Origin of the sequence: Erythrobacter aureus, assembly GCF_003355455.1 — a bacterium.
In the GTDB taxonomy this organism is placed as follows: Bacteria; Pseudomonadota; Alphaproteobacteria; order Sphingomonadales; family Sphingomonadaceae; genus Qipengyuania; species Qipengyuania aurea.
This window is the reverse complement of sequence record NZ_CP031357.1, coordinates 964,590-989,459: the sequence shown is the minus strand read 5'-3', so window position 1 is coordinate 989,459 and position 24,870 is coordinate 964,590. Positions and strand designations below refer to the sequence as shown.

Sequence of the window (24,870 nt, the reverse complement as noted above, 5' to 3'; positions counted from 1 at the left end):
GCTGGTGCAGCGATGAGTGACCCGAAAGACACGGACGACGAAGGCGAGGCCGAGGGCCTTCGCAAGATCATCCATGTCGATATGGACGCCTTCTTCGCCAGCGTCGAACAGCGCGACAACCCCGAACTGCGCGGCAAGCCGGTGGCCGTTGGCGGATCGAGCGGGCGCGGTGTGGTGGCCGCCGCAAGTTACGAAGCGCGCAAGTTCGGCGTGCGCAGCGCCATGCCCTCGGTCACCGCCAAGCGATTGTGCCCCAACCTGATTTTCTGCAAAAGCCGCTTCGACGTCTATCGCGAAGTCTCGCAGCAAATCCGCGCGATCTTCCGTCACCATACCGATCTGGTCGAACCGCTGAGCCTCGATGAAGCCTATCTCGACGTAACCGAGGACAAGCTCGGCATTGGCAGCGCGACGCGGATCGCCGAGCTGATCCGACAGGAAATCCGCGCGAAGACGCGCCTGACCGCGAGCGCGGGGGTCAGCTACAACAAGTTCCTCGCCAAGATCGCCAGCGATCAGAACAAGCCGGATGGGCTGTGCGTCATCCGTCCGGGCGAAGGCTCGCATTTTGTCGCCGATCTGCCGATCAGGCGGTTCCATGGCGTCGGTCCCAAGGGAGCGGAGAAAATGGCAAAGCTCGGAATCGCAACGGGCGGCGATCTGGCGATGAAGGATATCGAGTGGCTGCGCGCGCATTTCGGCAGCTTTGCCGACTATCTTTACCGAGCCGCGCGTGGGATCGACCTGCGCCCCGTACGTTCCAGCCGCGTCCGCAAGTCGGTCGGCGGCGAACGGACCTTCAGTCGCGATCTGTCCTCGGGCAGCGAACTGCGCGAGACCATGGAAGACATCATCGATATCGTCTGGGGCTATATCGAACGCGCCGAAGCCACAGGTCGGACGGTCACGCTGAAGATGAAATATACCGACTTTCAGATTTTCAGCCGAGCGAAGACGGTCGACCGCCCCATCGCCTCGAAAGAGGAATTCGCAGCCATCGGCCGCGCGCTGCTCGAGGAAGTGCTGCCCTTACCGATGCCGATCCGGTTGATGGGGCTGACACTCTCCAAGCTCGAGCGGGAGGGCGGGGAAGAGCAGACGCGTCCCGATAGTCAGCTCTCGCTCCTGTAACATCCGGGCAAGCTTGGGGAAGCGGCTACCAAGAGACCACAGTTCACCCTGAGATGCGTGCGGAGACCGTCTAGCTTTTGCGTGCCTGCCACAATTTCAGCCGTGCCCTCGTTCGCGGGCTCAGCGGCTCGGGGAGCGAGTGCGTCGGAAAGAAACGCGCCTCGATCACTTCGCGGCCGTCGGGCCGGGGCATGGCATCGACCACTCCGTCGAAAAGATAGGCCGTGTGCGGCGCGCCGGAGAGTTCCTCTTCGATCACGCCGACCAGCACCATGCTCACGATAGCGCAGCCGGTCTCCTCGCGCATTTCGCGGTACGCGGCTTGTTCGCTCGTCTCGTTTCGCCTGATCCCGCCGCCGGGGAAATACCAGCCGTTCGGACCGTAACTGTGCCGGACCAGCAGTATCCGGCCGTCGAGGTCGCGGCCGACGATGCTCACACCCCGTCCGGTTCTGCCGGTGATCCGGCGCCAGTGATGACGCAATCGATGACCGAATCTGAGCGCCAGCTTGTGCACTGGCTTTGGGATCAGATGAAACATGTTACCGGTTGTCTAGCCGCAGCCAGCAACCGCGCAACCGGGAGATCGGATTTTCCCGCAACTGCCTGATCGAACACCGCCCGTTTCTCATCCCCACGGATGACGAACACGATCCCATCGCTCGCGAGCAGCGCCGGGATCGTCAGGCTGATCCGGTCGAACGGCGCCTCCTCAGGCAGCGGATCCGGGGTAAGACGCACAACCTTGCGCGGCTCGCCTATCTGGGGATCGGTGTTGGGGAAAAGCGAAGCAATGTGTCCATCGGCCCCCATTCCCAGCCAGGCGAGCGCGAAATGCGGCACCGGTAGGGTCTCGGTCAGCGTGACCACTTCGGCGCCGGCCGGTTCGAACATATCCCGCAACTTGCCTGTGTTGGAGGCCACGTGATCTTCGGGCACCATGCGGTCATCGCCAGGCCAGACGACCAGCCTGGTCCAGTCGAGATCGTGCTCCAGCAAAGCTTCCATGATTGGGAAAGGCGTGGAGCCACCTGGCACGGTAATCGGAATCAAGCCCTCGCCAGCGTCGAGCGCCCGGCCCAGTTGCACTGCCAGCCAGTCCGCAATCGCGCTGTCGCTGGATCCCTCGACGATAGTGACGTTTTCCATTGCCACCTGATACACCAAGGCCGCCCATCCCCAAGGGGAAAGGCGGCCCCGATGCGCATTCGCATGGCGATGGGTTTATTTGCTGGTCTGGTTGAGGAACCAAATGCGTTCCTCGCACTGGTCGATCCAGTCATCGACAATGCCGCTGGTGGCGTTGTCGCCCGCCTCTTCGGCCGCTTCCTTTACCTCGCCCAGACGCCGATGCAGCTTCTTATTGTCGTCACGCAGTTCGACAACCATCGCATCGGCCGCGAGTGTCACATCGTCCTGATCCTCGATCCGCGTCTGTTTCTGGACGCTCCCGATCGAAGTGAGGGTGAATTCGTCGTTCTTGCGGACGCGCTCCCCGAGATCGTCGACCATCCCGATCAGTTGCGCCGCCTGCTCGTCGAACAGCACATGCAGATCGCGGAATCGCGGCCCGGCCACGTGCCAGTGAAAGTTTTTCGTCTTGAAATAAAGTGCCACCGTATCCGCCAGGGCGCCATTGAGTGCGCCGACCAGACCGGCTTTCGAATTGTCTCCGACTTCAGCCATGAAATTACCCCTTTCTGTTATTTGGTTTCTCAACACACTAACGGACACCGCGCGGTTAAGTTTCCCGATTATAGCAGTCGCAGTAATCGATTTAGACGATTATTCCCCGCGCGGTCAGCCCGGTAATCGACGCAAGCACGAACAGCGCCAGCGCCAGGCCGATCCGGATAGCCCGCAATGGTAGCCGCTGTTCCAATGCCGAATTCATGGCCCAGCCGATCGCAACCGCCGCCCCGCCGCCAAGCGCGCCGCCGAACCCCGCCAATGGCCATGACGCGAAGACGACCGCGAAAGCTGCAATGAGGAAGCGCGAGGCATCGGTCAGTTGCCGCGCGAACAGCACGATGGCGATGGCGCCGAGCGAGCGTGTGGGCTCCTTTGGTGTCTTTTCCCGGTTCGGCCAGGCACATTCGAACGCGGCCAGCAGCAAGGCAATCGCCACGAACATGGTCGCTGCATTCTCGGACATTGTTTCCGCCAGCCGTGCGCCGAACCATGCAGCTATACCCGCCGTGATCGCGGAACTGGCCAGAGCAATGGCGAGCAGGCCCGTCGAAGGGTCGAGCGCGGCCGACAGGCGCGCGACGAGCAATTGGTCGCGCGCACCGGTGGCGGCAAGAAAGCTGGCGACCATGGCGAACAATAGCGATGTCATGGTGCGACCGGTTCCCCTTCTCATGCCCGGGTGTCTGCGATAGCACGCTGGCGCGAGAAACACAGGGGAGAACGGATATGGAACTCACGCACGGCATGGCTGCGGTGGTCACCGGGGGCGCATCGGGTCTGGGCAGGGCGAGCGCCGAAGCGCTGGCCCAGGCGGGCCTCAAGGTCACGATTTTCGACATCGACGAAGAGGCGGGCGAAGCCCATGCAAAGGCCATTGGCGGCACATTCGCGCGAGTCGACATTACCCAGGAACAATCGGTGGTCGCCGGGTTCGACAAAGCCCGCGCCGCGCATGGGCAGGAGCGCGTGACAGTCCATTGCGCAATGACCAGTCGCCGCGGGAAAACGCTGGGCTGGGACAAGGAAAGCGGGCGCTACAAACGCCTGGCGACGGAGGATTACGCTTTCGGCGCGGAAGGGATTCTCGTCTCATCCTATCGCGTCGCCAGCCACTCGGCGCTCGGCATGGCCAATGCCGAACCGCTCAACGAAGACGGCGAACGCGGCTGCATCACGCTTACCGCCAGCGTGGCGGCGCAGGACGGGCAGATCGGGCAGGTCATTTACGGGAGCTGCAAGGCGGGGGTAAACGGGCTCGTTCTGCCCATGGCGCGCGATCTCATGGACATCGGCATCCGCGTGAATTCGGTCATGCCGGGCATTTTCGCCACTCCGTTGATGCTGGGCATGAAGGATCGCAACCCGCAGATGTGGGATCAGCTCAACGCCTCCGTCCCCTTCCCCAAGCGGCTGGGCCACCCCGAGGAATTCGCCTCCCTCATCTGCGAAATCGCGCGCAACAGCTACATTAACGGCCACCAGTTCCGGCTGGATGGTGCCATCCGGATGCCGCCGAAATAGAGCCCGCGCTCAAGTAGCGAAGCGGTAGCGCGTCGAAAAACCAACGCCCGCGCTCAAGTAGCGAAGCGATAGCGCGTCGAAAAACCAGCGCCCGCGCTCAAGTAACGAAGCGGTAGCGCATCGATGACCGCTAGATGCACCAGTCGCGCTGTTCGCCCTGACGCCGGTCGCCGGGGCCGAACTTCTCGCGACCGTGAATCATCTCGGCCGACAATTGCCTGACCGCCTTGCTGCCGGTTGTCTTGCACCAGAAGGGGAACACCCCGTGGACGATGCAGGCGAGGCCGGCGCCGATCAATCTCGCGCCGAAGCGCGATGCGCTGACGAAATGCTCGAAATAGCTCTCGCCGATCGAATGCGGGTGGTCGGTAAAGATCGACATGGCAGATGGTCCTGTAGATTGATCAGAGCGCCCACGCGACGCTGAGCGCGAGGGCGAAGGCAGTCAAGGTGGACGCCGCGACCGGCACGAAGGCTTTCCAGCCATGCGACAGAATGCCGGAAAGATCGGCTTTGATGGCGGCGGCGGTCACCGCCAGCAGCAGGAAGAAACCCGCCGCCGAGGCTCCGGCCTGCCCCACCGCAGCGGGAATTTGGACGAAGCTGTTGAGCGCGACCACGGCCACGAAAGCCGCGATGAACCAGGGCACGCCCTGCCGCAGCGAGAACCGGTTACCCCCGCCCTGCCGCCCGAGAAACAGGGCGACAAGCAGCAGCAGCGGGACCAGCAGCGTGACGCGCGACAGTTTCACCACCGTCGCCACCTCTCCCGCCTTGTCGGATACCGCGAAACCACCGCCGATGGCCTGCGCCACGTCGTGGATCGAGGCACCGACGAGAAACCCGGCTTGTGTATCGGTCAATCCGAGCATGGCGGCGAGCGCGGGATAGGTCGCCAAAGCGAGCGCGCTGGCCAGCGTGACGCCGAGCACGGTGATGGCGAAACCTTCCTGGCTCACCCTTTTCGATCCGATGACGCTCCACAGCGCGAGTGCTGCCGAGACCCCGCAAATGGCCGTGGCCCCGCCCGCGAGAAGCCCGAACCGGAGATCGAGCCGGGCACAGCGCGCCGCAACCATCCCGGTCCCGATCACCGCCGCCATGATCGCCACGAGGCCCAGGAAGGGAATCAGCCCCAGCGCGGCGATCTCGCCGAAGGTGACCCGCAGGCCCAGCAGGACGATCCCGAAGCGCAGCAAAGTCTGCGAAGCCATGTCGAGCCCGGGCCTCAGCCGCTCGTCGGCACTTGCGAAGTTCAGGGCAAAGCCGAGCAGAAGCCCCAGCAGGATCTGCGGCGCGCCATAATGGTCGCTCAGCCACAAGGCCGCCAACGCGGCGATTGTAACCAGCAGCAAGCCGGGGACGGGCGCATGCCAGCTGCGACGCTCCGCCTTCGGCGAAAGCTGCAGCTCGCCATAGAGATCGGCCATGTAGAAGGTATCGATCCTGTCGCGCATAGCCCCCCGCTAGCGATCGAAAGCAACGGCACGATTGGAGCGGGTGAAGGGAATCGAACCCTCGTCGTCAGCTTGGGAAGCTGCTGCTCTACCATTGAGCTACACCCGCATGGTGGTGGCGCCATTGGCTTGAGGGGCGCGCCAGGTCAATGGGCAGGACATAAAAAGCGACCCCCGGCCTATCCGCCGGAGGTCGCCTTTCATTCGCGCATCGCTGCGATCAGAAGCGGTAGGCGAAGCCTGCGCTCAGGACCCAGGGATCGAGCTTGTGTTCGGTCTCGATGGCCAGCGTATTGCCGGCATACCAGCGGGCCGTGGTGTCGACGAAATAGCGCTTCGCATCGAGGGTGAAGCCGAGGCCGCTATCGTTGATCGGCACGTCGATACCCGCCTGGAGAACGAAGCCGAATTCATCCGACAGAGTGGTTTCGGTGACACCCAGCGGGATAGTTGCCGCACCCGGCTCGACATCGATCCACCAGAAGTAGGTCGCGCCCGCACCGAGATAAGGCTTCGCGCCGCCTACGTCGAAGTGATACTTCGCGGTGAAAGTCGCCGGGATCAGCTTGGCATCGGAAACCAGTTCGGCACCGGGAAGGCCGGACACGGCATCGACATCGTGCTGGGTGACACAGCAGATCGTCTCGATCGAGATGTTCGGGCTGACGAAATATTCGATGGCCAGCGTGGGCACGAAGTTGTCGTTTGCCTCGGTTTGCGTTCCTGCCGGGAGGCCGACGATATCCGTGCGCAGATCGGTGATCTCGCCATCGGGTGCCACATAGGTGCCCAGCACCTTGACCTGGACCTTGCCGTCATTGTCCTGCGCCTGAGCGGGGGCGGCAATCATCGCTACACCGGCGAGAGCGGCTGCAAGCAGCTTCTTCATTGTCTTTGTCCTCATGGCGCTGCAGCGGTCGCCCCGTGCGACTCAGTATGGTTGCAACGCTTGCCCCCTGTTTGGAGACCGAATATTCGGCCTTCATTGATCTCGATCAAAGATTTGCAGGTCGCGAATTGCGAGAGATGCGGCATGACGAGTTTCCCCGAAGCCTTCGAAAGCTTTGCCTTGAAGATCCTGTCGCCGGACCTGTCCGACGCGGCGCATCTCCGTTTTCAGGCGCTGGCCCGGCAGGTCGCGCTGGAAAAGGACCGCTCGCTCGATTTTGACGGAAATTCCTCGCAACTCATATTTGTCGGCCAGGGGGCAACCAAGCTGGTTGCCCACGCTTCCGAGGCGCGCGACCAGATCGTCGCCTTTCATTTCGGTGGCGAGGTGTTTTCGGTGCCCGAACAGGACAATTATTCCTATTCGGTATGCGCCTTGCGCGATTGCAGCCTCCTGACCTTCCCGGCGGACGACTTTCTCGATCTCGCGGCAAGCGAAGCGGGGATTTTGCGCCACCTGCTCGACAATACGACCGGCTCCTTGCGGCGTTGCCGCGAAAAGACGATCGCCCTCGGCCGCAAGACTGCCGCGGAACGAGTCGCGGTTTTCCTTCTGGCGATGAGCGAGCGAATCGGCATGGAACAGGACGGAACGGTCCTTCTCGAATTGCCGATGTCGCGCCGCGATATCGCGGAAAGTCTCGGCCTGACGATCGAAACGGTGAGCCGCCAGCTCAGCCTGCTGCGCGAGGCAGGCGTGATCGAGACAACGGGGCGATCGGGTATCGTTCTGCGCGAGATGGAAATGCTGAAGGCGCGCGCCGGCTATCTGCGTGATGCAGCATGAATTCTTTCACCAAATTGATCCAGATCAATGCGACTGCCGAGGTGGCGGCCTAGGCCGCTCTTGAACGGACGGAGACCCTTATGCACGCTGAAGCCGCACTGGGCCGGATTGGCCTATGGTTCATAATCATGCTTGCGGCCATCGCGTCGGCGGTAGCGGCCGCTGACGCCGGTTTTGCCGCGCATGCCACGATAATCGCCATCGTCGCCTTTGCGATGATCTGGATGAGCGCGTCGCGCTTCGATCCGATGGGCAAGGCGCAGGGCTTCTTCAAGATGCCCGATGGCCCGTCCCGCTATGACGACGACGTGATTCGCTGGGGCGTGATCGCGACCATGTTCTGGGGTCTCGCCGGGCTGCTCGCCGGTGTTTTCATCGCCGCGCAGCTTGCTTTCCCGCAGCTCAATTTCGAACCCTATCTCAATTTCGGTCGCGTCCGTCCGTTACACACCAGCGCGGTGATCTTCGCCTTCGGCGGCAATGCGCTGCTGGCGACCAGTTTCTACGTCGTCCAGCGCACCTGCCGCACGCAGCTCGCCTTTCCGGGTCTCGCGCGCTTCGTGTTCTGGGGGTATCAGCTGTTCATCGTGCTGGCCGCCACCGGCTATCTGCTCGGCATCACCCAGTCCCGCGAATATGCCGAACCCGAATGGTATGTCGATCTGTGGCTGACGATCGTCTGGGTGGCCTATTTCATCGTTTTCGTCGGTACGCTTGCGAAGCGCAAGGAACCGCACATCTACGTGGCCAACTGGTTCTACCTCGCCTTCATCGTGACGATCGCCATGCTCCACATCGTCAACAATCTGGCGATGCCGGTGAGCCTGCTGGGCGCCAAGAGCTATTCGGCCTTCGCCGGTGTCCAGGACGCGCTGACCCAGTGGTGGTACGGCCATAACGCGGTCGGTTTCTTCCTGACCGCGGGCTTCCTGGCGATGATGTATTACTTCGTCCCCAAGCAGGCCGAACGCCCGGTTTACAGCTATCGCCTGTCGATCATCCACTTCTGGTCGCTGATCTTCCTCTACATCTGGGCAGGCCCGCACCACCTCCACTACACCGCGCTGCCCGACTGGGCGCAGACGCTGGGCATGGTCTTCTCGGTCATGCTGTGGATGCCGAGCTGGGGCGGTATGATCAACGGCCTGATGACCCTGAACGGGGCATGGGACAAGGTCCGCACCGACCCGATCATTCGCATGATGGTGATGGCGCTGGCCTTCTACGGCATGAGCACCTTCGAAGGGCCGATGCTGTCGATCAAGAGCGTCAACAGCTTGTCGCACTATACCGACTGGACCATCGGCCACGTCCACTCCGGCGCCCTGGGCTGGAACGGCATGATTACCTTCGCCTGCGTCTACTTCCTGGTCCCGCGTCTGTGGAAGCGTGGGCGGATGTATTCGCTGCGCATGATCAACTGGCACTTCTGGCTCGCGACGCTCGGCATCGTTTTCTATGCCTCCAGCATGTGGGTCGCCGGCATCATGCAGGGCCTCATGTGGCGCGAATACGGGCCTGACGGCTACCTTGTTTGGTCGTTCGCCGACAGTGTCGCCGCCATGTTCCCGATGTATGTGATGCGCATGGCCGGCGGACTGATGTATCTCAGCGGCGCGATCATCATGAGCTACAATATCTGGATGACCCTCGCCGGGAAGCAGCGGGAAGAAGCACCGCTCCGCGATGCAGCCTACGACCCGCAGGCCGACCGCCCCATCGTCCAGCCCCGCCCCGAAGCCGTTCCGGCCGAATAGGATCGCACGACCATGTCAGACCCCGTCGTCGAAGAAACCGTCAAGGGCCACAAACGGCTCGAACGCAACATCACCCTGCTGGCCGTGGCGACGTTCATTACCGTCTCCATCGGCGGCCTCGTCCAGATCACGCCGCTGTTCTATCTCGAGAACACGATCGAGGAAGTGGAGGGCGTGCGCCCCTATACCCCGCTCGAACAGGCCGGGCGCGACATCTATATCCGTGAAGGTTGCTATACCTGTCACAGCCAGATGGTCCGTCCGTTCCGCGACGAGGTGGAACGCTACGGCCATTACAGCCTCGCGGCGGAAAGCATGTACGACCACCCGTTCCAGTGGGGTTCCAAGCGTACCGGGCCTGATCTTGCACGCGTGGGTGGCCGCTATTCGGACGAATGGCACGTTCAGCATCTCGAAAACCCGCAAAGCGTCGTGCCCGAAAGCGTGATGCCGCAATATGGCTTCCTCAAGGAAACCGATCTCGAGATCGGCGATCCGACCGCCACGCTGACCGCGCTGCGCCGTGTCGGTGTGCCCTATGGCGACGACGATATCGAACAGGCCGAGGCCGACATGCTGGCGCAGGCCGATCCCAATGCCGATCCGGGCGATCTGGCCGAGCGCTATCCCAAGGCGCTGATTCGCGATTTCGACGGCGATCCCGATCGCCTGACCGAAATGGACGCGCTGATCGCCTATCTTCAGATGCTCGGCACGCTGGTCGATTTCGATAGCGCTGCGCCCCTGGAAGAATTGGCCGAGGAGAAGGGTCGATGAGCTTCTATGAAACCCTGCGCCATTTTGCCGACAGCTACGCATTGATAGCCATGCTGGTTCTGTTTGTCGGGCTGTGTGCCTGGCCATTTCGGCCCGGCGCCGGAAAGCGCAACCACCACGCCGCGACGATGATTTTCAAGGGACAAGACGATGGCGAATAAGCGCATCGACGAACCGACCGGTACCGAAACAGTCGGCCACGAATGGGACGGTATCGAGGAACTCAACACGCCGCTTCCGCGATGGTGGCTGTGGACCTTCTACCTGACGATCATTTTCGCGATCGGCTACGTGATCGCCTATCCGGCCTGGCCGATGATCGACCGGGCGACCGTGGGCATGCTCAACTGGTCCAGCCGGGGAGAGCTGGCGAAGGACATGTCCGCCGCCGATCAGGCGCGGGCGACCGTCCGCGAGCAACTTGCCCGCATACCGATCGAACGCCTGCCCGAAGAAAGCGGCCTGATGCAGCAGGCGGTGGCCGGCGGAGCAGCCGCGTTCCGGGTGAACTGCGTCCAGTGCCACGGCTCCGGCGCCGCCGGCAGCCAGGAACTGGGCTATCCCAACCTCAATGACGATGACTGGCTGTGGGGCGGCGATCTGAAGGCGATCGAATACACGCTCGTCCACGGCATTCGCCAGGCGGGAGACGATGAAACCCGCATGAGCGTGATGCCGCCGTTCGAAGGTGCTTTCGACACCGCGCAGCTCGACGCGCTCGTCGACCATGTGCTCTCGCTGAGCGGCAAGGCGGAAACCAACGCCACGGGCGCCCGGATCTATGCCGACAATTGCGCGGCCTGCCATGGCCCCGCAGGCGGCGGCGACCGTGCACAGGGTGCGCCGACGCTCAACGACGCCATCTGGCTGCGCGGAAGCAGCCGCGAGGCGATCAAGCGCCAAATTCTGCAGCCCCGGATGGGCATGATGCCCAAATGGGAAGGCAGGCTCGATCCGGTGACCATCAAGATGCTGGCCGCCTATGTCCATTCGCTCGGGGGAGGCGAAGACTTCGTGGAGGTCGCGGAGAACCCCGAGGCAGAGGTCGATGAACAACCCTGACGAACGCAAACCCGGCGACGACCGCGACTGGTCGGTCGTCGTCGAGGACGGGGTCGCCAAGACCAACGAACCGGTTTCCAGCGCGGTCGCCGAACCCGAAGCGGCGACCCGTCGCCACGAGCCGCACGAACCTGCCCGCGCGCATCTGCCCGAAAAACTCTACGAAAAGCGCGCGGTCGTTCACAACAAGCGCATCGACGGGCCGTTTCGCCGCTTCAAATGGCTGGTGATGGTCGTCACTCTGGCGATCTATTACATCACGCCATGGATTCGCTGGGACCGTGGTCCCTATGCGCCCGACCAGGCGGTGCTGGTCGATCTCGCCAATCGCCGCTTCTACATGTTCGGCATCGAGATCTGGCCGCACGAATTCTATTTCGTCGCCGGCCTGCTCATCATGGCCGGGATCGGCCTGTTCCTGATCACCAGCGCGGTAGGCCGCGCGTGGTGCGGGTATGCCTGCCCGCAAACCGTCTGGACCGATCTGTTCCAGCATATCGACCGTTTGTTCGACGGCGATCGCAATGCCCGACACCGCCTGGACAAGGCCCCGTGGACATTCGGCAAGATCCTGCGCCGGGCGTCGAAATGGACGGTCTATCTCTTCATCGGCCTGATTACCGGCGGCGCCTGGATCCTCTATTTCGCCGACGCGCCGACGCTGCTGCGCGATTTCTTCGCGGGCGAGGCGGCACCCGTGGCCTATGGCACCGTCGCCGTCCTGACCCTGACCACGGTCACGCTGGGCGGCTTCATGCGCGAGCAGGTTTGTATCTACATGTGCCCCTGGCCGCGCATCCAGACCGCCATGATGGACGAACAGTCGCTGCTCGTTACCTACAAGGACTGGCGCGGGGAGCCGCGCGGCAGCATCAAGAAGGCGCAGAAGAACCCCGGCGCGTTCGGCGACTGCATCGACTGCCAGCAATGCGTCCAGGTCTGCCCGACCGGGATCGATATTCGCGAAGGGCCGCAGATCGGCTGTATCACCTGCGCCCTATGTATCGATGCCTGCGACCGGGTGATGAAGGATATCGGCCGCCCGCGTGGCCTGATCGACTATGCGACGCTGGAAGATTGCGAACGCGAAGCCGCCGGTGGCGAGCCCAAATCGCCCTGGCGCACTTTGTTCCGCCCGCGCACCCTTGTCTATTCCATGATCTGGGGCGGCATTGGCGGTGCGATGCTGTTCGCGCTCGGCGTTCGCAGCCATACCGATCTTACCGTAGCACCCGACCGAAATCCGCCCTTCATGCTGCTGAGCGACGGATCGGTACGCAATGCCTACACGCTCAAGCTGCGCAATATGGAAAGCCGCCCGCGCGACATGGAGATCGCCATCGAGGGACTGCCCGGAGCGGTCATGTGGACGGAAAACGTCAATCGCACAGAGGCCGCGCCGACGCAGACCGTAGCCGTCCCGGCGGACCTCGTTCGTCAGGTGCGCGCTTACGTTGCCGTTCCCGCCGGTACCCCCTCGCAAGAGTTCTCTTTCCGTGTAACCTCGCTTGACGAACAACGGGAAAGCGATGTCGTGCAGACCCGTTTCGATGCGCCGGAGAGCGAATGATGCGGCGTGAATTCACCGGCAAGCACATGGCCTTGATCATGGTCGTGGGCTTCGGGATCGTGATCGCGGTCAATTTCTACATGGCCTCGCGCGCCATTGCGGGCTTTGGCGGTGTCGTGGTCGAAAACTCCTATGTCGCGAGCCAGAAGTTCAACGGCTGGCTGGAGCAGGCGCGCGAGAGCGAACGGCTGGGCTATTCCGCTTCCCTCGCGCGCGATGCCGAGGGGCGGCTGGTCGTGACCACGGAAAAGGTCCCCCAATCCGCCCTGCTCTCCGCCGATCTCCGGCGTCCCCTAGGCAAGCCCGAGGACATGGAACTGCAATTCGAGCAGGCCGGGCAGAACCGCTACGTCTCCACTCGCGCACTTCCCGCCGGACGCTGGATCGTGAGGCTGACCATCGATGGCGGCGGCGCCCGCTGGATCGACGAAACCGAGATCCGATGAACGCCCCGGTTCCTCTCGACACGCTCGAGGGTGCCAGGCTGGAGGACAGCCGGTTCACCGTGCCGGGCATGCGCTGCGCCGGTTGCATCGCCAAGATCGAGCGTGGCCTGGCGGGCCTCGAAGGGGTGGAATCGGCACGGGTCAATTTCTCGTCGAAGCGTGTGGCCGTGCGCCACGAAGCCTCGCTGAGCGAGGAAGACCTTGTCCGCGCGATCGCCGGGATCGGTTTCGAGGCCCAGGCGGTCGCCGACAATCCGATGGGCAAGGACGAGAAGGAAACGAAAGCCCTTCTGCGGTCGCTGGCCGTGGCAGGCTTCGGCATGATGAACATCATGCTGCTGTCGGTCAGCGTATGGTCCGGCGCGGGCGGCGTGACCCGCGACCTGTTCCACTGGCTTTCGGCGCTGATCGCCATTCCCGTGGTCGCCTATGCCGGCCGCCCGTTCTTTGCCAGCGCGATCATGGCGCTGCGCCACCGGCGGACCAACATGGACGTGCCGATCTCCATCGGTGTGCTGCTGGCCGTCGCGCTGAGTATCTACGAGACGGCCAGCGGCGGCGAGCATGCCTATTTCGACGGCGCGGTGATGCTGCTGTTCTTCCTGCTGGCCGGACGCGCGCTGGATGCGACCATGCGCGACAAGACCCGCGCCGGGATCGGTGCCCTGCTGTCGCGGATGGGCAAGAGCGCGACCGTGGTGGACGAAACCGGAGCGAGCCGCATGGTGGCCGCCGAAAAACTCGAGCCGGGAATGCTCATGCTGGTCGCAGCAGGAGAAGCGCTCGCTGCCGACGGCGTCATAGAACACGGCGCGTCGACGCTCGACAATTCGATGCTGACGGGGGAAAGCGTCCCCCAGCCGGTCGCCGCTGACGAGAGCGTGTATGCCGGGGCCGTCAATCTGGGGAATCCGATACGGGTTCGCGTAAGCGCGGCCGCCTCCGACACGGTGCTGGCCGAAATCGCTCGCCTGATGGACGAGGCAGGGCAGTCGCGTAGCAGTTACGTGCGGATCGCCGATCGTGCTTCGCGCCTCTACGCACCGGCCGTCCACTCACTGGCATTGCTGGCCTTTATCGGCTGGATGGTGGCGGGCGCGGGTTGGCACCAGTCGCTGGTGATCGCGATTGCGGTGCTCATCATCACCTGCCCCTGCGCCATGGGGCTGGCCGTGCCCGCGGCGCAGGTGGTGGCCTCGGGCGCCCTGGCGAAGCGCGGCCTGCTGGTGAAAGACGGCAGCGCGCTGGAACGGCTGTCGGAAGTCGACATGGCCCTGTTCGACAAGACCGGCACGCTGACTGTCGGAGAGCCGGTGCCGCAAATCGATCATCTCTCTCCCCGCGAAGCCGGTGTGGCGCTGGCGCTGGCGCAATCGAGCCGTCACCCGCTCAGCAAAGGAATCGCAAAAGCGCTCGGACAACACGATATCGTCCCCGCCGCAGTCGACGATCCGCGCGAGGAAGGCGGGCGCGGCGTGTCGGGCAGCATCGACGGCGTTCGCGTCGCGCTCGAACGGTCCGAAGCGGAAACCGCCACCCTTTCGACCGCCTTGCGAATAGGGGACGCAATCGTCGCCATTCCCTTTTCCGATCCGCTGCGCAGCGATGTGCGCGAGGCGATCGGCTCTTTGCGCGACCAGGGCATCGAAAGCCGTATCGTTTCGGGCGATCGCGCATCCGCGGTCGAAGCCGTCGGGCGCGAGTTCGACATCGCCTGGGACGCACACCTGCTCCCCGACGACAAGCTGGCACTGCTCGATCAACTCAAAGCCGACGGTCATCGCCCCCTGATGATCGGTGACGGCATCAATGACGGCCCGGCGCTTGCCGCTGCCCACGCCTCGATCGCCCCGGGAAGCGCCAGCGACGTCAGCCAGCAGGCCGCCGATGCGGTATTTCTGGGCAAGGCATTGATGCCGGTTTCGCTGGCGGTGAATGTGGCGCGGCAGACCATGCGGATCGTGCGGCAGAATTTCGCTTTCGCCATCCTTTACAATGTCTTCGCCCTGCCGATCGCGCTGGCCGGATTGGTTACGCCGTTGATCGCCGCGGTGGCCATGTCGCTCAGCTCGCTGGTCGTGGTCGGCAATTCGCTGCGCCTCGCCCGGGCCGCCCGATGAGCGGGCTCGCCTTTCTGATCCCCATCGCGCTGGGCATGGGGCTGCTGGGCCTGGCCGGGTTTTTCTGGGCCATGCGCAAGGGCCAGTTCGACGATCTCGACGGGGCCGCCCAGCGCATCCTCATCGATGACGAGGAAGAGGACGAAAGCGAATGAACCGGCCCCTCTCGCTCGCCGTGATGGCACTGCTTCCGCTGGCGATCGGGCCTCTGCCCGCGCAGGCGCGCAGCATTACCGCCCAGATATGCGGGGGCGGTACGATAGAAATCCCGATCGAGCGCGACCGCCAACCGCAGGCGCCCTGCACCGCGAAGGGGTGTCATGCCGGTTCCTGCCGCAAGAAATTTGATTCAGCGCAATGACGCTGTGACCCATCCTGCCCAGAAGGCAGGCATGTGGACATATTATCCCGATCTGCTCGCCACGCCCGTGCCCCGTTACACGAGCTATCCGACCGCCGCGGAATTCGCCGACATACCTGTCGATGCCTATCGCACGGCCTTGCAGGAAACCTCGGGAACGGTCTCGCTCTACGTGCACATCCCGTTTTGCGAAAAGATCTGTTTCTATTGTGGCTGCAACACCGGAAAGGCGAACCGCCGCCAACGGCTCGAATCCTATCTCGACGCCCTGCACAACGAAATCGCGACCGTGTCGCGCGAGCTGCCGGATGACGTCCGCGTCGGCAGAATCGCCTTCGGCGGGGGCAGCCCCAACGCCATAACACCCGATGATTTCCGGTCGCTTTTCGCGGCATTGGAAAGCCGTTTCTCGCTGGACGATCCCACGCTTTCGATCGAACTCGATCCGCGAACCATGACGGCGGAATGGGCCAACGTCATTGCCGAACACGGCATTTCGCGCGCCAGCCTGGGGGTCCAGACCTTTGCCGAGCATTGTCAGAAGGCCATCGGCCGGGTGCAGCCGGAAGAGTGCATCGTGGAAACGGTGGACTGGCTGCGCGATGCAGGCGTCACCTCGCTCAATTTCGATCTCATGTACGGCCTGCCCGGCCAGTACATGCACGACCTTGAGGATACCCTTCAGCGCACCCGCGTGCTCGGCGCCGACAGGATTGCCCTGTTCGGCTATGCCCATGTCCCGCATATCGTCCCGCGCCAGCGCGTTATCGATACCACCGATCTGCCCGATCAGGCCGAACGCTTCGCCATGGCGGAAATGGGCTATGCCTATCTCGCGACCCATGGCTACACCCCGATCGGGTTCGACCATTTCGCGAAACCGGGCGGCGATCCGCTGGCAAAGGCCGCGTTCGAGGGCCGACTGAAGCGCAACTTCCAGGGCTTTACCGACGACCAGAGCGAGGTGCTGATCGGGCTCGGCGCGTCGTCCATCAGCAGCTTCCCGCAGCTTCTGGCACAGAACGAGAAGAATAGCGGCCGCTATCGGATGCTCTCTTCGCAAGGCCTTCTGTCGGCTGGCAGGGGCGTGACCCGCAGCGCGGACGATCGCTATCGCGGCGCGGTGATCGAACAATTGCTATGCCAGGGCCGCGCGCGGCTCGGTGCCTGCTTGATGCACGAAGCATCGGGTCGGCTCCGGCCGTTCCTCGATCGCGGACTGGCGTCGATCGATCGGCAATGGCTCGAAATCCTGCCCGAAGGATTGCCCTATGCGCGCTCCATCGCTGCGATCTTCGATGCCTATCGGCCGGTTTCCGCACGCCGCTTCAGTTCCGCGGTGTAAGCCACCGCCGCGCCGTTTGGCATTCGCCTCGCGGCGCGCTAGGTCCAGCCTGGAACAGGAACGATGGGCGGGGCCGCAGGGCAAATGATCAGCGACGACAGGATTATTCTCGGGCTCTTGGCCCTGATACTGGGATTCGTCTTCGCCACTAGGGACCGCCCCGGCTGGCAGCGTTTCTACGTCTTCGTGCCGATCATTCTGGTGTGCTATCTGGTGCCCAGCCTGATGACCACCTTCGGTCTTATCGATGTGTCCGAAAGCAATCTGTGGCCGACCGCGAAGGATTATTTTCTGCCTGCCGCGCTGTTCCTGATGACACTCAGTATCGACATCAAGGGCATCCTCGGTCTCGGCAACAAGGCGATCATCATGTTTCTGACCGCCACGATCGGCATCGTGATCGGCGGTCCCCTGGCGCTGTGGATCGTCGCCCAGTTCGAACCCTCGATCATCGGATCGGGCGATACCGCTGCGTGGCGCGGCCTGGCGACTCTTGCCGGGAGCTGGATCGGTGGCGGCGCCAACCAGACGGCCATGCTGGAAATCTATGGCTATCCGCTGGAAGGCTTCGCCGCCCTGCTGGCGGTGGACATCATCGTTGCGGAAATCTGGATGATCTTCCTGCTTTATGGCGCGGGCGCGCATGAGCGGGTCGATAAATGGCTCGGCGCGGACAGTTCCGCCATCGCGAAGCTGCGCGACACGATGGCGGATTATACCGAAAGCATCGAGCGTGTGGCCAAGGCCAACGACTATGTCCTGCTGTTCGGCGTGACTTTCGCGGTTGTCGGCTTGTCGCATCTGCTCGGCACCTGGCTCGGCGAATTCTTCGCCGAATTACAGGGCGAGGAAGCGACGCTGGCGAGCGAATTCTTCTGGGTCGTGGTGATCTCGACCACTGCCGGGCTCCTTGCCAGCTTCACCCGCGCCCGCGAACTCGAGGGAATCGGGGCGAGCAAATTCGGCGTCCTGTTCATCTTCCTGCTGGTCGCGGTGATCGGAACGAGAATGGATGTGACCAAGATCGCCGATGCCCCCGCCTTCATGGCGATCGGCTTCATCTGGATGCTGTTCCACGTCATTCTGCTGCTGGTGGTCGCCAAGATCATCAAGGCGCCGTTCTTCTTCGTCGCGGTGGGCAGCAAGGCGAATGTGGGTGGGGCGGCATCGGCCCCGGTGGTTGCAGCCGCCTTCCACCCCGCCCTTGCCCCGGTCGGCGTCTTGCTCGCCGTGCTCGGCTATGCACTGGGCACTTATGGCGCGATACTGTGCGCGCAATGGATGGCTGCGGTCGGCTAGCCGCGAGCCGTGCCGGTTTCACCTGAAACCGGTTGATTTCGGACCCCTCGCGGCTATTGGCCGTTACCAAGACACGAGAGGATTTATCATGCGCCAAGTTGACCATTTCATCGTCGGCGATAACCCCGCCACGGGCCGCACTCACAAGATCTGGAACCCCTCCACCGGCGAGGTTCAGGCCGAGGTCGCGCTGGGCGATGCGGCGCTGCTCGAACAGGCGGTCGCCGCCGCGAAGCAGGTCCAGCCCGAATGGGCGGCGACCAACCCCCAGCGCCGCGCCCGCATCATGTTCGAATTCAAGCGTCTGGTCGAAGCCAACAAGCAGGAGCTGGCCGAGCTGCTGTCTAGCGAGCATGGCAAGGTGGTCGACGACGCGCATGGCGATGTGCAGCGCGGGCTGGAAGTGATTGAATTCGCCTGCGGCATCCCGCAGGCGCTGAAGGGCGAATATACGCAAGGCGCAGGCCCGGGCATCGATGTCTATTCGATGCGCCAGCCGCTCGGCATCGGCGCGGGGATCACCCCGTTCAACTTTCCGGCGATGATCCCGATGTGGATGTTCGGCATGGCGATCGCGGCGGGCAACGCCTTTATCCTCAAACCGTCGGAGCGCGATCCCAGCGTTCCGGTGCGCTTGGCCGAACTGTTCCTGGAGGCGGGCGCGCCCGAAGGGCTGCTGCAGGTCGTCCATGGCGACAAGGAAATGGTCGATGCGATCCTCGACCATCCCGACATCCCGGCGATCAGCTTCGTCGGCTCGTCCGACATCGCGCAGTATATCTACTCGCGCGGTTCGGCCAACGCCAAGCGCGTGCAGGCCTTCGGCGGCGCGAAGAACCACGGCATCGTCATGCCCGATGCCGATCTGGACCAGGTGGTAAACGATCTTGCCGGGGCCGCCTTCGGATCTGCGGGCGAACGCTGCATGGCCCTGCCCGTCGTCGTGCCCGTGGGCGAGGATACGGCGGACAAGCTGCGCGAGAAGCTGATCCCCGCGATCAATGCCCTGCGGGTCGGCGTCTCGAACGACGCGGATGCGCATTACGGCCCCGTCGTCACACCCGAACACAAGGCGCGCGTCGAAGGCTGGATCGACACGGCAGAAAAGGAAGGCGCCGAAGTCGTCATCGACGGGCGCGGCTTTACGCTCCAGGGGCATGAGGATGGCTTCTTCGTCGGCCCGACCCTGCTCGATCGGGTCACCACCGACATGGAAAGCTACAAGGAAGAGATCTTCGGCCCGGTCCTCCAAATCGTGCGCGCGAAGGATTTCGAAGAGGCGGTGCGCCTGCCCAGCGACCATCAATATGGCAATGGCGTGGCCATCTTCACCCGCAACGGCCATGCCGCGCGCGAATTCGCCAGCCGTGTGAATGTCGGCATGGTCGGCATCAACGTGCCGATCCCGGTGCCGGTGAGCTATCACAGCTTCGGCGGCTGGAAGCGCAGCGGCTTCGGCGATATCGATCAATACGGCATGGAAGGCCTGCGTTTCTGGACCAAATCCAAGAAGATTACCCAGCGCTGGCCCGATGGCGGCGGCGATGGCTCGAACGCCTTTGTCATCCCGACGATGGGATAGGAAAGACGGTCGGAGCGTTGAAGAGCGATGATAATACGCACATACCTCCTCATCGCTCTACCGGCCTCGCTGGCTCTGGCGGCATGTTCCGCTGAACCGGACGAACCTGCCGAACCGACCCCCGGCGAAACCATGTTACCCGTCGAACCCGATGGGGGAATCGGCGATGGGGCGGGGCCGCTGGAAGTGGAAGCGGACACGATCCCCGCCGCCTTTCTCGGGGTTTGGGACTATGTCGAGGGCACCTGTAACCCCGCATCCGACCTGCGCGTGGAAATTACCCCGCGTGGCATGCAATTTTACGAATCCTATGGCGAAGTGACGCGTGTCGAAGTCGACAGCCCGCGCCGCATCGTCGTAAGCCTCGCCATGGAAGGCGAAGGCGAAAAATGGCAGATGACCCGCCTGTTTACCCTTTCCGGGGACGGCGGAACCCTGACCCCGAAGCCGGTCGACGAAGAGCAGTTCGAGCCCATGCCCCTGAAGAAATGCGAATAGCGAGGCAGTACCATGCGCATCCCGATCCTTACCAGTCTCGCCTTGCCGCTGGCCGCCTGCGCGGGATATGCCGAGACGGCCGAAACACCGACCGACCGGATGCGCCAACTCACGGGCGGCACATGCGATGCGGATGCCGTACAGGGCTATCTGGGCCGCGAGGCGAGCGACCAAATCGGCGCGGAGATCGTCGATAAAAGCGGCGCCAAAACCCTGCGCTGGGGTCCGCCCAATTCGGTCTGGACGATGGACTACCGCTCGGACCGCGTGAACGTGCAGTATGATGAGGCGATGACAATCACCGAAATCACCTGCGGGTGAGCCGCCGCCGCGCCTTCACCGGCTCGCCCTACGAAGCCCGGTTCGGCTTTGCCCGCGCCGTGCGCGTGGGCAATCGTATCATTGTTGCGGGCACCGGCCCGGTCGAGGAAGACGGTTCTTCCACCACGGGAGGCGCTGCCGCGCAGGCAGAGCGGTGTTGCGTCCTGATCCTGCGCGCCATCGAGGAACTTGGCGGCAGTGCCATGGACGTTGTGCGCACACGGATGCTGTTGACCGATCCGGCAGACCAGGACGCGGTCGGCGCGGTCCATGCACGTTTTTTCGGTGAGGCAAAACCCGCTGCGACCATGGCGGGCGTGGCTTGGCTGTGCCGCCCCGAATGGAAGGTGGAGATAGAGGCCGAGGCGATCCTGCCGGATTGACCGCCGCGCCCCCTTCCCTAGCGTCACACGGAGCGCTAGAGCCCGCGCCATGACTACGAATGCAGGACAGTTCCAACTCACCGAAGAGCAGCTGCAGATCCAGGAAATGGCGCAGCGCTTCACCGCCGACAACATCACCCCCTTCGCGGGCGAATGGGACGAGACATCGCACTTTCCCATCGACGTGATCAAACAGAGCGCCGAGCTGGGCTTCGGCGCGATTTATGTCAGCGAGGAATCGGGCGGGATCGGCCTCGGCCGACTCGAGGCGGCGCTGATCATGGAAGCCATGGCCTATGGCTGCCCCGCGACCAGCTCGTTCATCTCGATCCACAATATGGCCGCATGGATGATCGACCGCTTTGGCGGCGAGGAATTGAAGGCGAAATACCTTCCCGACCTTGTGACCATGGAAAAGGTCGCCAGCTATGCGCTTACCGAACCCGGCAGCGGCTCGGATGCGGCCGGCCTGAAGACGAGCGCCAAGCTCGATGGCGACCACTACGTTCTGAACGGCACCAAACAGTTCATCTCGGGTGGCGGCTTCAACGACATCTACGTCACCATGGTCCGCACCGGCGAACACAAGACCAAGGGCATCACCTGCCTGGTCATCGACAAGGACACGCCCGGCGTTTCCTTCGGCAAGCCGGAGAAGAAGCTCGGCTGGAACGCCTCGCCCACCGCGCAGGTCATATTCGAGGATGCCCGCGTTCCGGTGGCCAACCGCGTGGGGCCGGAAGGCGACGGCTTCCGCTATGCCATGGCCGGCCTCGATGGCGGGCGCCTCAATATCGGCGCCTGTTCGCTCGGCGGCGCCCAGCGCTGCCTCGACGAGGCGGTGAACTATACAAGGGAACGCCAGCAATTCGGCCAGCCGATCGCCGATTTCCAGAACACCCAGTTCATGCTCGCCGACATGGCGACAGAGCTGGAGGCGGCGCGCGCCCTGCTTTATCTCGCGGCAGCCAAGGTCACCGACAACGCGCCCGACAAAAGCAAGTTTTCCGCCATGGCCAAGCGCCTGGCGACCGACAGCGGCAGCAAGATCGTCAACGATGCGCTGCAGCTCTTCGGCGGCTACGGCTATCTGAAGGAATACCCGATCGAACGCTTCTGGCGCGATCTGCGCGTCCATTCGATCCTCGAAGGCACCAATCAGGTCATGCGCATGATCGTGGGTCGGGAGATGCTGCGGCAGTGAGCGCCACCAGCCTTGCACTGGTGACGCTGGTCATCCCCGATTACGACCAAGCCGCTGCCTTCTTCACGAAGGTGCTCGATTTCGCTCTGATCGAGGATAGCGACCTTGGCGAAGGCAAGCGCTGGGTGGTCGTCGGTGGCCAAACGGGTGGGCGTATCCTGCTCGCCAAGGCCAAAGGTGACGAGCAGCATGCCGCTATCGGCAACCAGTTCGGCGGCCGGGTTGGCCTGTTTCTCCAGACGGACGATTTCGCCGCAACCCACCGCAAATTGAGCGATGCGGGCATTTCTTTCGAAGAAAGCCCGCGCCGCGAGAGCTACGGCACTGTCGCCGTATTCAGCGACCCTTTCGGCAATCGCTGGGATCTGATCGAATACGAGAAAACTGCATGATCAACGAAGTAAACATCCACACCCACGGCAACACCGGCCATCTCTCGCTCAACCGCCCCAAGGCGCTGCATGCGCTGACGCTCGACATGTGCCACGCGATGAGCGCGGCGCTGACCGATTGGGCTGCCGACGATGCGATCGAGGCCGTCATCCTCGACCATGCCGAAGGCCGCGGCTTTTGCGCCGGAGGCGATATCAACCTGCTGCGCCATTCCGCGCTGAACGATGGCGGCGCAGGCGGACGCGCTTTCTTCCATGACGAATACCAGCTCAATCACCAGATGTTCGAATATGCCAAGCCGATCGTCGCCTTCATGGACGGCATCACCATGGGCGGCGGCGTCGGCATCGCCCTGCCCTGCAAATACCGCGTCGCGACGGAAAACACGCGCTTCGCCATGCCGGAAACGGGTATCGGCCTGTTCCCCGATGTCGGCGGCGGCTGGCATCTGTCGCGGCTCGGCGGGCGGCTGGGCCAGTTCCTCGCGCTGACCGGGGCGCGGCTCGACGGGGCGGAATGCCATTTTGCCGGGATCGCCACGCATTACCTGCCTGCCGACAAGCTCGCCGAGGCCAAGGCGCGCATCGCCGAAAACCCCGATCGGATTGCGGGCATCCTGTCCGAATTGTCCGTCACTCCGCCTCAGGCGCGGGTCGAGGAGAATTGCGACCGGATCAACAAGCATTTCGCCTCCGACCGCTACGAAGATATCCTCGCCAGCCTCGAGGCCGATGACAGCGAATGGGCGGCCAAGGAACTCGCCACTCTGCGCACCAAGAGCCCGCAGACCTGCAAGGTTGCCCTGCGCCAGCTTGCCGACAGCGCGGAGCTGGACAGTTTCGCCGACAATATGCGCATGGAATACCGCATCGCCAGCCGCGTGCTGACCCGCCCCGATTTTGCCGAGGGCGTGCGCGCGGTGATTGTCGACAAGACGCATGACCCGAAATGGAACCCCGCGACGGCAGAAGAGGTCAGCGAGGAGCTGATCGACAGCATCTTCGCGCCGCTTCCCGACGGCGAGGAATGGGCGCCGTTGAAGTAAAGCCCCGCACCGTCATGCTGAACTCGTTTCAGCATCCATCTCGCCCCACGGGGGACGGTGCGGACAGCAACATGGACCCTGAAACGAGTTCAGGGTGACGAATTGGAGAAAGCCGAATGGCCGACTACGAAACCATCACCGTCGAACAGCGTGACGCGGTTACGCTGATTACCCTCAATCGTCCCAAGGCGCTGAATGCGCTCAACAGCACGGTGCTCGACGAACTGATCCACGCCTTCGCCGCCTATCAGGCGGATGGCAGCCAGCTATGCGCGGTCCTGACCGGATCGGGCGACAAGGCCTTTGCCGCCGGCGCCGACATCAAGGAGATGAGCGAGAAGGCAGCGGCCGACTTCTATCTCGACGATTTCTTCGCACCCTGGACCAGCGAAATCGTCAAGAAGACCCGCAAGCCGTGGATCGCGGCGGTCAACGGTTTCGCGCTTGGCGGCGGCTGCGAGCTGGCGATGATGGCCGACTTCATCATTGCGAGCGAGAACGCCAAATTCGGCCAGCCCGAAATCAAGCTGGGCGTTGCCCCCGGAATGGGTGGATCGCAGCGGCTGACCAAGGCGGTGGGCAAGTCCAAGGCGATGGAAATGTGCCTGACGGGCCGCATGATGGATGCCGAGGAAGCCGAGCGCAGCAATCTGGTCGCGCGTGTCGTCCCGCATGAACAGCTTCTCGACGAAGCGATGAAGAGCGCCGCGCAAATCGCCGCAATGCCGCCCATGGCCGCGATCGCGAACAAGGAAATGGTCAATGCCGCTTTCGAAACCAGCCTCGATCAGGGTCTGATCGTCGAACGCCGCATCTTCCAGATCCTCGCCGCGAGCGAGGACAAGGCCGAAGGCATGGCCGCATTCGTCGAAAAGCGCGAGGGCAAGTGGAAGGGGCGGTAATCCCGCCCCATTCCCCTCGTCATTGCGAGGCGCATAGCGACGAAGCAATCCAGCTCCCGACCTTTACCGAAAGCGCGAGACTGGATTGCCGCGCTGCTTCGCCGCTCGCAATGACCGATGGGGGAGGATGCAGACCATGAAAACCGCCCTCACCGGCCTCGGCAATATGGGTGGTATCGCGATGCTCCGGGATGTGTTCTTTCCTACAGCGCGCCATCCCTGCTAGCTTCGCGGTGCACCTTCCCTACTTGGGTTAAGCGGCGCATGGG

At 63.3% G+C, this 24,870-nt stretch carries 29 protein-coding genes and 1 tRNA gene; 22 read left to right on the top strand and 8 right to left on the bottom strand.

Annotated elements, in window-relative coordinates:
• Positions 1–12: 12 nt before the first annotated feature.
• Entirely contained in the window at positions 13–1,131 is a 1,119-nt protein-coding gene (gene dinB, locus DVR09_RS04910; protein WP_115417791.1) for a DNA polymerase IV, read from the top strand.
• Positions 1,132–1,201: 70 nt separating this feature from the next.
• Here dinB and DVR09_RS04905 read toward each other — a convergent pair whose 3' ends face one another.
• The 4 genes from DVR09_RS04905 to DVR09_RS04890 all read right to left on the bottom strand — a co-directional run bounded on the left by DVR09_RS04905 (position 1,202) and on the right by DVR09_RS04890 (position 3,472).
• Complete coding sequence (locus tag DVR09_RS04905) at positions 1,202–1,672, bottom strand: NUDIX domain-containing protein (RefSeq protein WP_115415949.1); 471 nt, start codon at positions 1,670–1,672, stop codon at positions 1,202–1,204.
• Positions 1,660–2,280, bottom strand: a complete 621-nt coding sequence (locus tag DVR09_RS04900) for a 6-phosphogluconolactonase (protein ID WP_115415948.1) — start codon at positions 2,278–2,280, stop codon at positions 1,660–1,662. Before DVR09_RS04900 ends, DVR09_RS04905 begins: the two co-directional genes overlap by 13 nt.
• A 75-nt stretch (positions 2,281–2,355) precedes the next feature.
• Complete coding sequence (locus DVR09_RS04895; protein ID WP_115415947.1) at positions 2,356–2,817, bottom strand: Dps family protein; 462 nt, start codon at positions 2,815–2,817, stop codon at positions 2,356–2,358.
• 91 nt (positions 2,818–2,908) lie between these two features.
• Positions 2,909–3,472 carry a TMEM165/GDT1 family protein gene (locus DVR09_RS04890; RefSeq protein WP_115415946.1) on the bottom strand — a complete coding sequence of 188 codons (564 nt, stop codon included), beginning with the start codon at positions 3,470–3,472 and terminating at the stop codon, positions 2,909–2,911.
• A 77-nt stretch (positions 3,473–3,549) separates the two neighbouring features.
• Between DVR09_RS04890 and DVR09_RS04885 the strand changes: the two genes are divergently transcribed.
• Positions 3,550–4,344, top strand: a complete 795-nt coding sequence (locus DVR09_RS04885; RefSeq protein ID WP_115415945.1) for an SDR family oxidoreductase — start codon at positions 3,550–3,552, stop codon at positions 4,342–4,344.
• Positions 4,345–4,474: 130 nt separating this feature from the next.
• On the opposite strand, the gene DVR09_RS04880 is transcribed toward DVR09_RS04885, so the two are convergent.
• The 4 genes from DVR09_RS04880 to DVR09_RS04865 all read right to left on the bottom strand — a co-directional run bounded on the left by DVR09_RS04880 (position 4,475) and on the right by DVR09_RS04865 (position 6,690).
• Positions 4,475–4,726 carry a DUF6356 family protein gene (locus tag DVR09_RS04880; protein ID WP_177822615.1) on the bottom strand — a complete coding sequence of 84 codons (252 nt, stop codon included), beginning with the start codon at positions 4,724–4,726 and terminating at the stop codon, positions 4,475–4,477.
• Positions 4,727–4,748: 22 nt separating this feature from the next.
• Positions 4,749–5,801, bottom strand: coding sequence for a YeiH family protein (locus tag DVR09_RS04875; RefSeq protein WP_115415944.1), 1,053 nt, complete (start codon positions 5,799–5,801; stop codon positions 4,749–4,751).
• 35 nt (positions 5,802–5,836) lie between these two features.
• Positions 5,837–5,910, bottom strand: a tRNA-Gly gene (locus DVR09_RS04870).
• Between the two features lie 111 nt (positions 5,911–6,021).
• Positions 6,022–6,690, bottom strand: coding sequence for an OmpW/AlkL family protein (locus DVR09_RS04865; RefSeq protein ID WP_115415943.1), 669 nt, complete (start codon positions 6,688–6,690; stop codon positions 6,022–6,024).
• A 144-nt stretch (positions 6,691–6,834) separates the two neighbouring features.
• Between DVR09_RS04865 and DVR09_RS04860 the strand changes: the two genes are divergently transcribed.
• The 20 genes from DVR09_RS04860 (at position 6,835) to DVR09_RS04765 (ending at position 24,601) form a co-directional block, all read left to right on the top strand.
• Positions 6,835–7,536 (top strand): helix-turn-helix domain-containing protein, encoded by a 702-nt coding sequence (locus tag DVR09_RS04860; protein WP_115415942.1) that lies wholly within the window; start codon positions 6,835–6,837, stop codon positions 7,534–7,536.
• A gap of 80 nt (positions 7,537–7,616) precedes the next feature.
• Positions 7,617–9,293: a cytochrome-c oxidase, cbb3-type subunit I gene (gene ccoN, locus DVR09_RS04855; protein WP_115415941.1), complete on the top strand. Its 1,677-nt coding sequence runs from the start codon at positions 7,617–7,619 to the stop codon at positions 9,291–9,293.
• A 12-nt stretch (positions 9,294–9,305) separates the two neighbouring features.
• Positions 9,306–10,070, top strand: coding sequence for a cytochrome-c oxidase, cbb3-type subunit II (ccoO, locus tag DVR09_RS04850; RefSeq protein ID WP_115415940.1), 765 nt, complete (start codon positions 9,306–9,308; stop codon positions 10,068–10,070).
• Positions 10,067–10,231 carry a cbb3-type cytochrome c oxidase subunit 3 gene (locus tag DVR09_RS04845; RefSeq protein ID WP_115415939.1) on the top strand — a complete coding sequence of 55 codons (165 nt, stop codon included), beginning with the start codon at positions 10,067–10,069 and terminating at the stop codon, positions 10,229–10,231. The genes ccoO and DVR09_RS04845 overlap by 4 nt, the downstream gene beginning before the upstream one ends.
• Positions 10,221–11,132, top strand: a complete 912-nt coding sequence (gene ccoP, locus DVR09_RS04840; RefSeq protein ID WP_115415938.1) for a cytochrome-c oxidase, cbb3-type subunit III — start codon at positions 10,221–10,223, stop codon at positions 11,130–11,132. The genes DVR09_RS04845 and ccoP overlap by 11 nt, the downstream gene beginning before the upstream one ends.
• A complete protein-coding gene (gene ccoG, locus DVR09_RS04835; protein WP_115415937.1) occupies positions 11,119–12,702 on the top strand; it encodes a cytochrome c oxidase accessory protein CcoG in 1,584 nt (527 codons plus the stop codon). Before ccoP ends, ccoG begins: the two co-directional genes overlap by 14 nt.
• On the top strand, positions 12,699–13,148 hold the full coding sequence (locus DVR09_RS04830) for a FixH family protein (protein WP_306664141.1): 450 nt from the start codon (positions 12,699–12,701) through the stop codon (positions 13,146–13,148). The genes ccoG and DVR09_RS04830 overlap by 4 nt, the downstream gene beginning before the upstream one ends.
• Positions 13,145–15,268, top strand: a complete 2,124-nt coding sequence (locus DVR09_RS04825; RefSeq protein WP_115415936.1) for a heavy metal translocating P-type ATPase — start codon at positions 13,145–13,147, stop codon at positions 15,266–15,268. The genes DVR09_RS04830 and DVR09_RS04825 overlap by 4 nt, the downstream gene beginning before the upstream one ends.
• A complete protein-coding gene (gene ccoS / locus DVR09_RS04820) occupies positions 15,265–15,423 on the top strand; it encodes a cbb3-type cytochrome oxidase assembly protein CcoS (protein WP_115415935.1) in 159 nt (52 codons plus the stop codon). Before DVR09_RS04825 ends, ccoS begins: the two co-directional genes overlap by 4 nt.
• Positions 15,420–15,629 (top strand): hypothetical protein, encoded by a 210-nt coding sequence (locus tag DVR09_RS04815; RefSeq protein ID WP_115415934.1) that lies wholly within the window; start codon positions 15,420–15,422, stop codon positions 15,627–15,629. Before ccoS ends, DVR09_RS04815 begins: the two co-directional genes overlap by 4 nt.
• Before the next feature lie 31 nt (positions 15,630–15,660).
• Complete coding sequence (hemN, locus tag DVR09_RS04810) at positions 15,661–16,974, top strand: oxygen-independent coproporphyrinogen III oxidase (protein WP_115417789.1); 1,314 nt, start codon at positions 15,661–15,663, stop codon at positions 16,972–16,974.
• Positions 16,975–17,058: 84 nt separating this feature from the next.
• On the top strand, positions 17,059–18,273 hold the full coding sequence (locus DVR09_RS04805) for a DUF819 family protein (RefSeq protein ID WP_115417788.1): 1,215 nt from the start codon (positions 17,059–17,061) through the stop codon (positions 18,271–18,273).
• A gap of 88 nt (positions 18,274–18,361) precedes the next feature.
• Positions 18,362–19,855, top strand: coding sequence for a CoA-acylating methylmalonate-semialdehyde dehydrogenase (locus tag DVR09_RS04800; RefSeq protein WP_115415933.1), 1,494 nt, complete (start codon positions 18,362–18,364; stop codon positions 19,853–19,855).
• Between the two features lie 27 nt (positions 19,856–19,882).
• On the top strand, positions 19,883–20,353 hold the full coding sequence (locus DVR09_RS04795) for a hypothetical protein (protein WP_115415932.1): 471 nt from the start codon (positions 19,883–19,885) through the stop codon (positions 20,351–20,353).
• Positions 20,354–20,365: 12 nt separating this feature from the next.
• Positions 20,366–20,674 (top strand): I78 family peptidase inhibitor, encoded by a 309-nt coding sequence (locus tag DVR09_RS04790; protein ID WP_115415931.1) that lies wholly within the window; start codon positions 20,366–20,368, stop codon positions 20,672–20,674.
• Complete coding sequence (locus DVR09_RS04785; RefSeq protein ID WP_115415930.1) at positions 20,671–21,057, top strand: RidA family protein; 387 nt, start codon at positions 20,671–20,673, stop codon at positions 21,055–21,057. Before DVR09_RS04790 ends, DVR09_RS04785 begins: the two co-directional genes overlap by 4 nt.
• 49 nt (positions 21,058–21,106) lie before the next feature.
• Positions 21,107–22,261 carry an acyl-CoA dehydrogenase family protein gene (locus DVR09_RS04780; protein ID WP_115415929.1) on the top strand — a complete coding sequence of 385 codons (1,155 nt, stop codon included), beginning with the start codon at positions 21,107–21,109 and terminating at the stop codon, positions 22,259–22,261.
• Entirely contained in the window at positions 22,258–22,653 is a 396-nt protein-coding gene (locus tag DVR09_RS04775; RefSeq protein ID WP_234041560.1) for a VOC family protein, read from the top strand. The genes DVR09_RS04780 and DVR09_RS04775 overlap by 4 nt, the downstream gene beginning before the upstream one ends.
• On the top strand, positions 22,650–23,699 hold the full coding sequence (locus tag DVR09_RS04770; RefSeq protein WP_115415928.1) for an enoyl-CoA hydratase/isomerase family protein: 1,050 nt from the start codon (positions 22,650–22,652) through the stop codon (positions 23,697–23,699). The genes DVR09_RS04775 and DVR09_RS04770 overlap by 4 nt, the downstream gene beginning before the upstream one ends.
• 116 nt (positions 23,700–23,815) lie before the next feature.
• Positions 23,816–24,601 carry an enoyl-CoA hydratase-related protein gene (locus tag DVR09_RS04765; protein ID WP_115415927.1) on the top strand — a complete coding sequence of 262 codons (786 nt, stop codon included), beginning with the start codon at positions 23,816–23,818 and terminating at the stop codon, positions 24,599–24,601.
• Positions 24,602–24,870: the final 269 nt, after the last annotated feature.

Bases quoted from the DNA above. Each gene is read 5' to 3' on its own strand.
- DVR09_RS04765 (WP_115415927.1), top strand. From the start codon at position 23,816: ATGGCCGACTACGAAACCATCACCGTCGAACAGCGTGACGCGGTTACG.
- DVR09_RS04845 (WP_115415939.1), top strand. From the start codon at position 10,067: ATGAGCTTCTATGAAACCCTGCGCCATTTTGCCGACAGCTACGCATTG.
- DVR09_RS04830 (WP_306664141.1), top strand. From the start codon at position 12,699: ATGATGCGGCGTGAATTCACCGGCAAGCACATGGCCTTGATCATGGTC.
- ccoN (WP_115415941.1), top strand. From the start codon at position 7,617: ATGCACGCTGAAGCCGCACTGGGCCGGATTGGCCTATGGTTCATAATC.
- ccoO (WP_115415940.1), top strand. From the start codon at position 9,306: ATGTCAGACCCCGTCGTCGAAGAAACCGTCAAGGGCCACAAACGGCTC.
- ccoS (WP_115415935.1), top strand. From the start codon at position 15,265: ATGAGCGGGCTCGCCTTTCTGATCCCCATCGCGCTGGGCATGGGGCTG.
- DVR09_RS04905 (WP_115415949.1), bottom strand. From the start codon at position 1,672: ATGTTTCATCTGATCCCAAAGCCAGTGCACAAGCTGGCGCTCAGATTC.
- DVR09_RS04790 (WP_115415931.1), top strand. From the start codon at position 20,366: ATGCGCATCCCGATCCTTACCAGTCTCGCCTTGCCGCTGGCCGCCTGC.
- DVR09_RS04815 (WP_115415934.1), top strand. From the start codon at position 15,420: ATGAACCGGCCCCTCTCGCTCGCCGTGATGGCACTGCTTCCGCTGGCG.
- DVR09_RS04860 (WP_115415942.1), top strand. From the start codon at position 6,835: ATGACGAGTTTCCCCGAAGCCTTCGAAAGCTTTGCCTTGAAGATCCTG.
- DVR09_RS04770 (WP_115415928.1), top strand. From the start codon at position 22,650: ATGATCAACGAAGTAAACATCCACACCCACGGCAACACCGGCCATCTC.
- DVR09_RS04825 (WP_115415936.1), top strand. From the start codon at position 13,145: ATGAACGCCCCGGTTCCTCTCGACACGCTCGAGGGTGCCAGGCTGGAG.
- ccoP (WP_115415938.1), top strand. From the start codon at position 10,221: ATGGCGAATAAGCGCATCGACGAACCGACCGGTACCGAAACAGTCGGC.
- DVR09_RS04900 (WP_115415948.1), bottom strand. From the start codon at position 2,280: ATGGAAAACGTCACTATCGTCGAGGGATCCAGCGACAGCGCGATTGCG.
- ccoG (WP_115415937.1), top strand. From the start codon at position 11,119: ATGAACAACCCTGACGAACGCAAACCCGGCGACGACCGCGACTGGTCG.
- DVR09_RS04890 (WP_115415946.1), bottom strand. From the start codon at position 3,472: ATGACATCGCTATTGTTCGCCATGGTCGCCAGCTTTCTTGCCGCCACC.
- DVR09_RS04885 (WP_115415945.1), top strand. From the start codon at position 3,550: ATGGAACTCACGCACGGCATGGCTGCGGTGGTCACCGGGGGCGCATCG.
- hemN (WP_115417789.1), top strand. From the start codon at position 15,661: ATGTGGACATATTATCCCGATCTGCTCGCCACGCCCGTGCCCCGTTAC.
- DVR09_RS04780 (WP_115415929.1), top strand. From the start codon at position 21,107: ATGACTACGAATGCAGGACAGTTCCAACTCACCGAAGAGCAGCTGCAG.
- DVR09_RS04895 (WP_115415947.1), bottom strand. From the start codon at position 2,817: ATGGCTGAAGTCGGAGACAATTCGAAAGCCGGTCTGGTCGGCGCACTC.
- DVR09_RS04805 (WP_115417788.1), top strand. From the start codon at position 17,059: ATGATCAGCGACGACAGGATTATTCTCGGGCTCTTGGCCCTGATACTG.
- DVR09_RS04795 (WP_115415932.1), top strand. From the start codon at position 19,883: ATGATAATACGCACATACCTCCTCATCGCTCTACCGGCCTCGCTGGCT.
- DVR09_RS04880 (WP_177822615.1), bottom strand. From the start codon at position 4,726: ATGTCGATCTTTACCGACCACCCGCATTCGATCGGCGAGAGCTATTTC.
- DVR09_RS04865 (WP_115415943.1), bottom strand. From the start codon at position 6,690: ATGAAGAAGCTGCTTGCAGCCGCTCTCGCCGGTGTAGCGATGATTGCC.
- dinB (WP_115417791.1), top strand. From the start codon at position 13: ATGAGTGACCCGAAAGACACGGACGACGAAGGCGAGGCCGAGGGCCTT.
- DVR09_RS04875 (WP_115415944.1), bottom strand. From the start codon at position 5,801: ATGCGCGACAGGATCGATACCTTCTACATGGCCGATCTCTATGGCGAG.
- DVR09_RS04800 (WP_115415933.1), top strand. From the start codon at position 18,362: ATGCGCCAAGTTGACCATTTCATCGTCGGCGATAACCCCGCCACGGGC.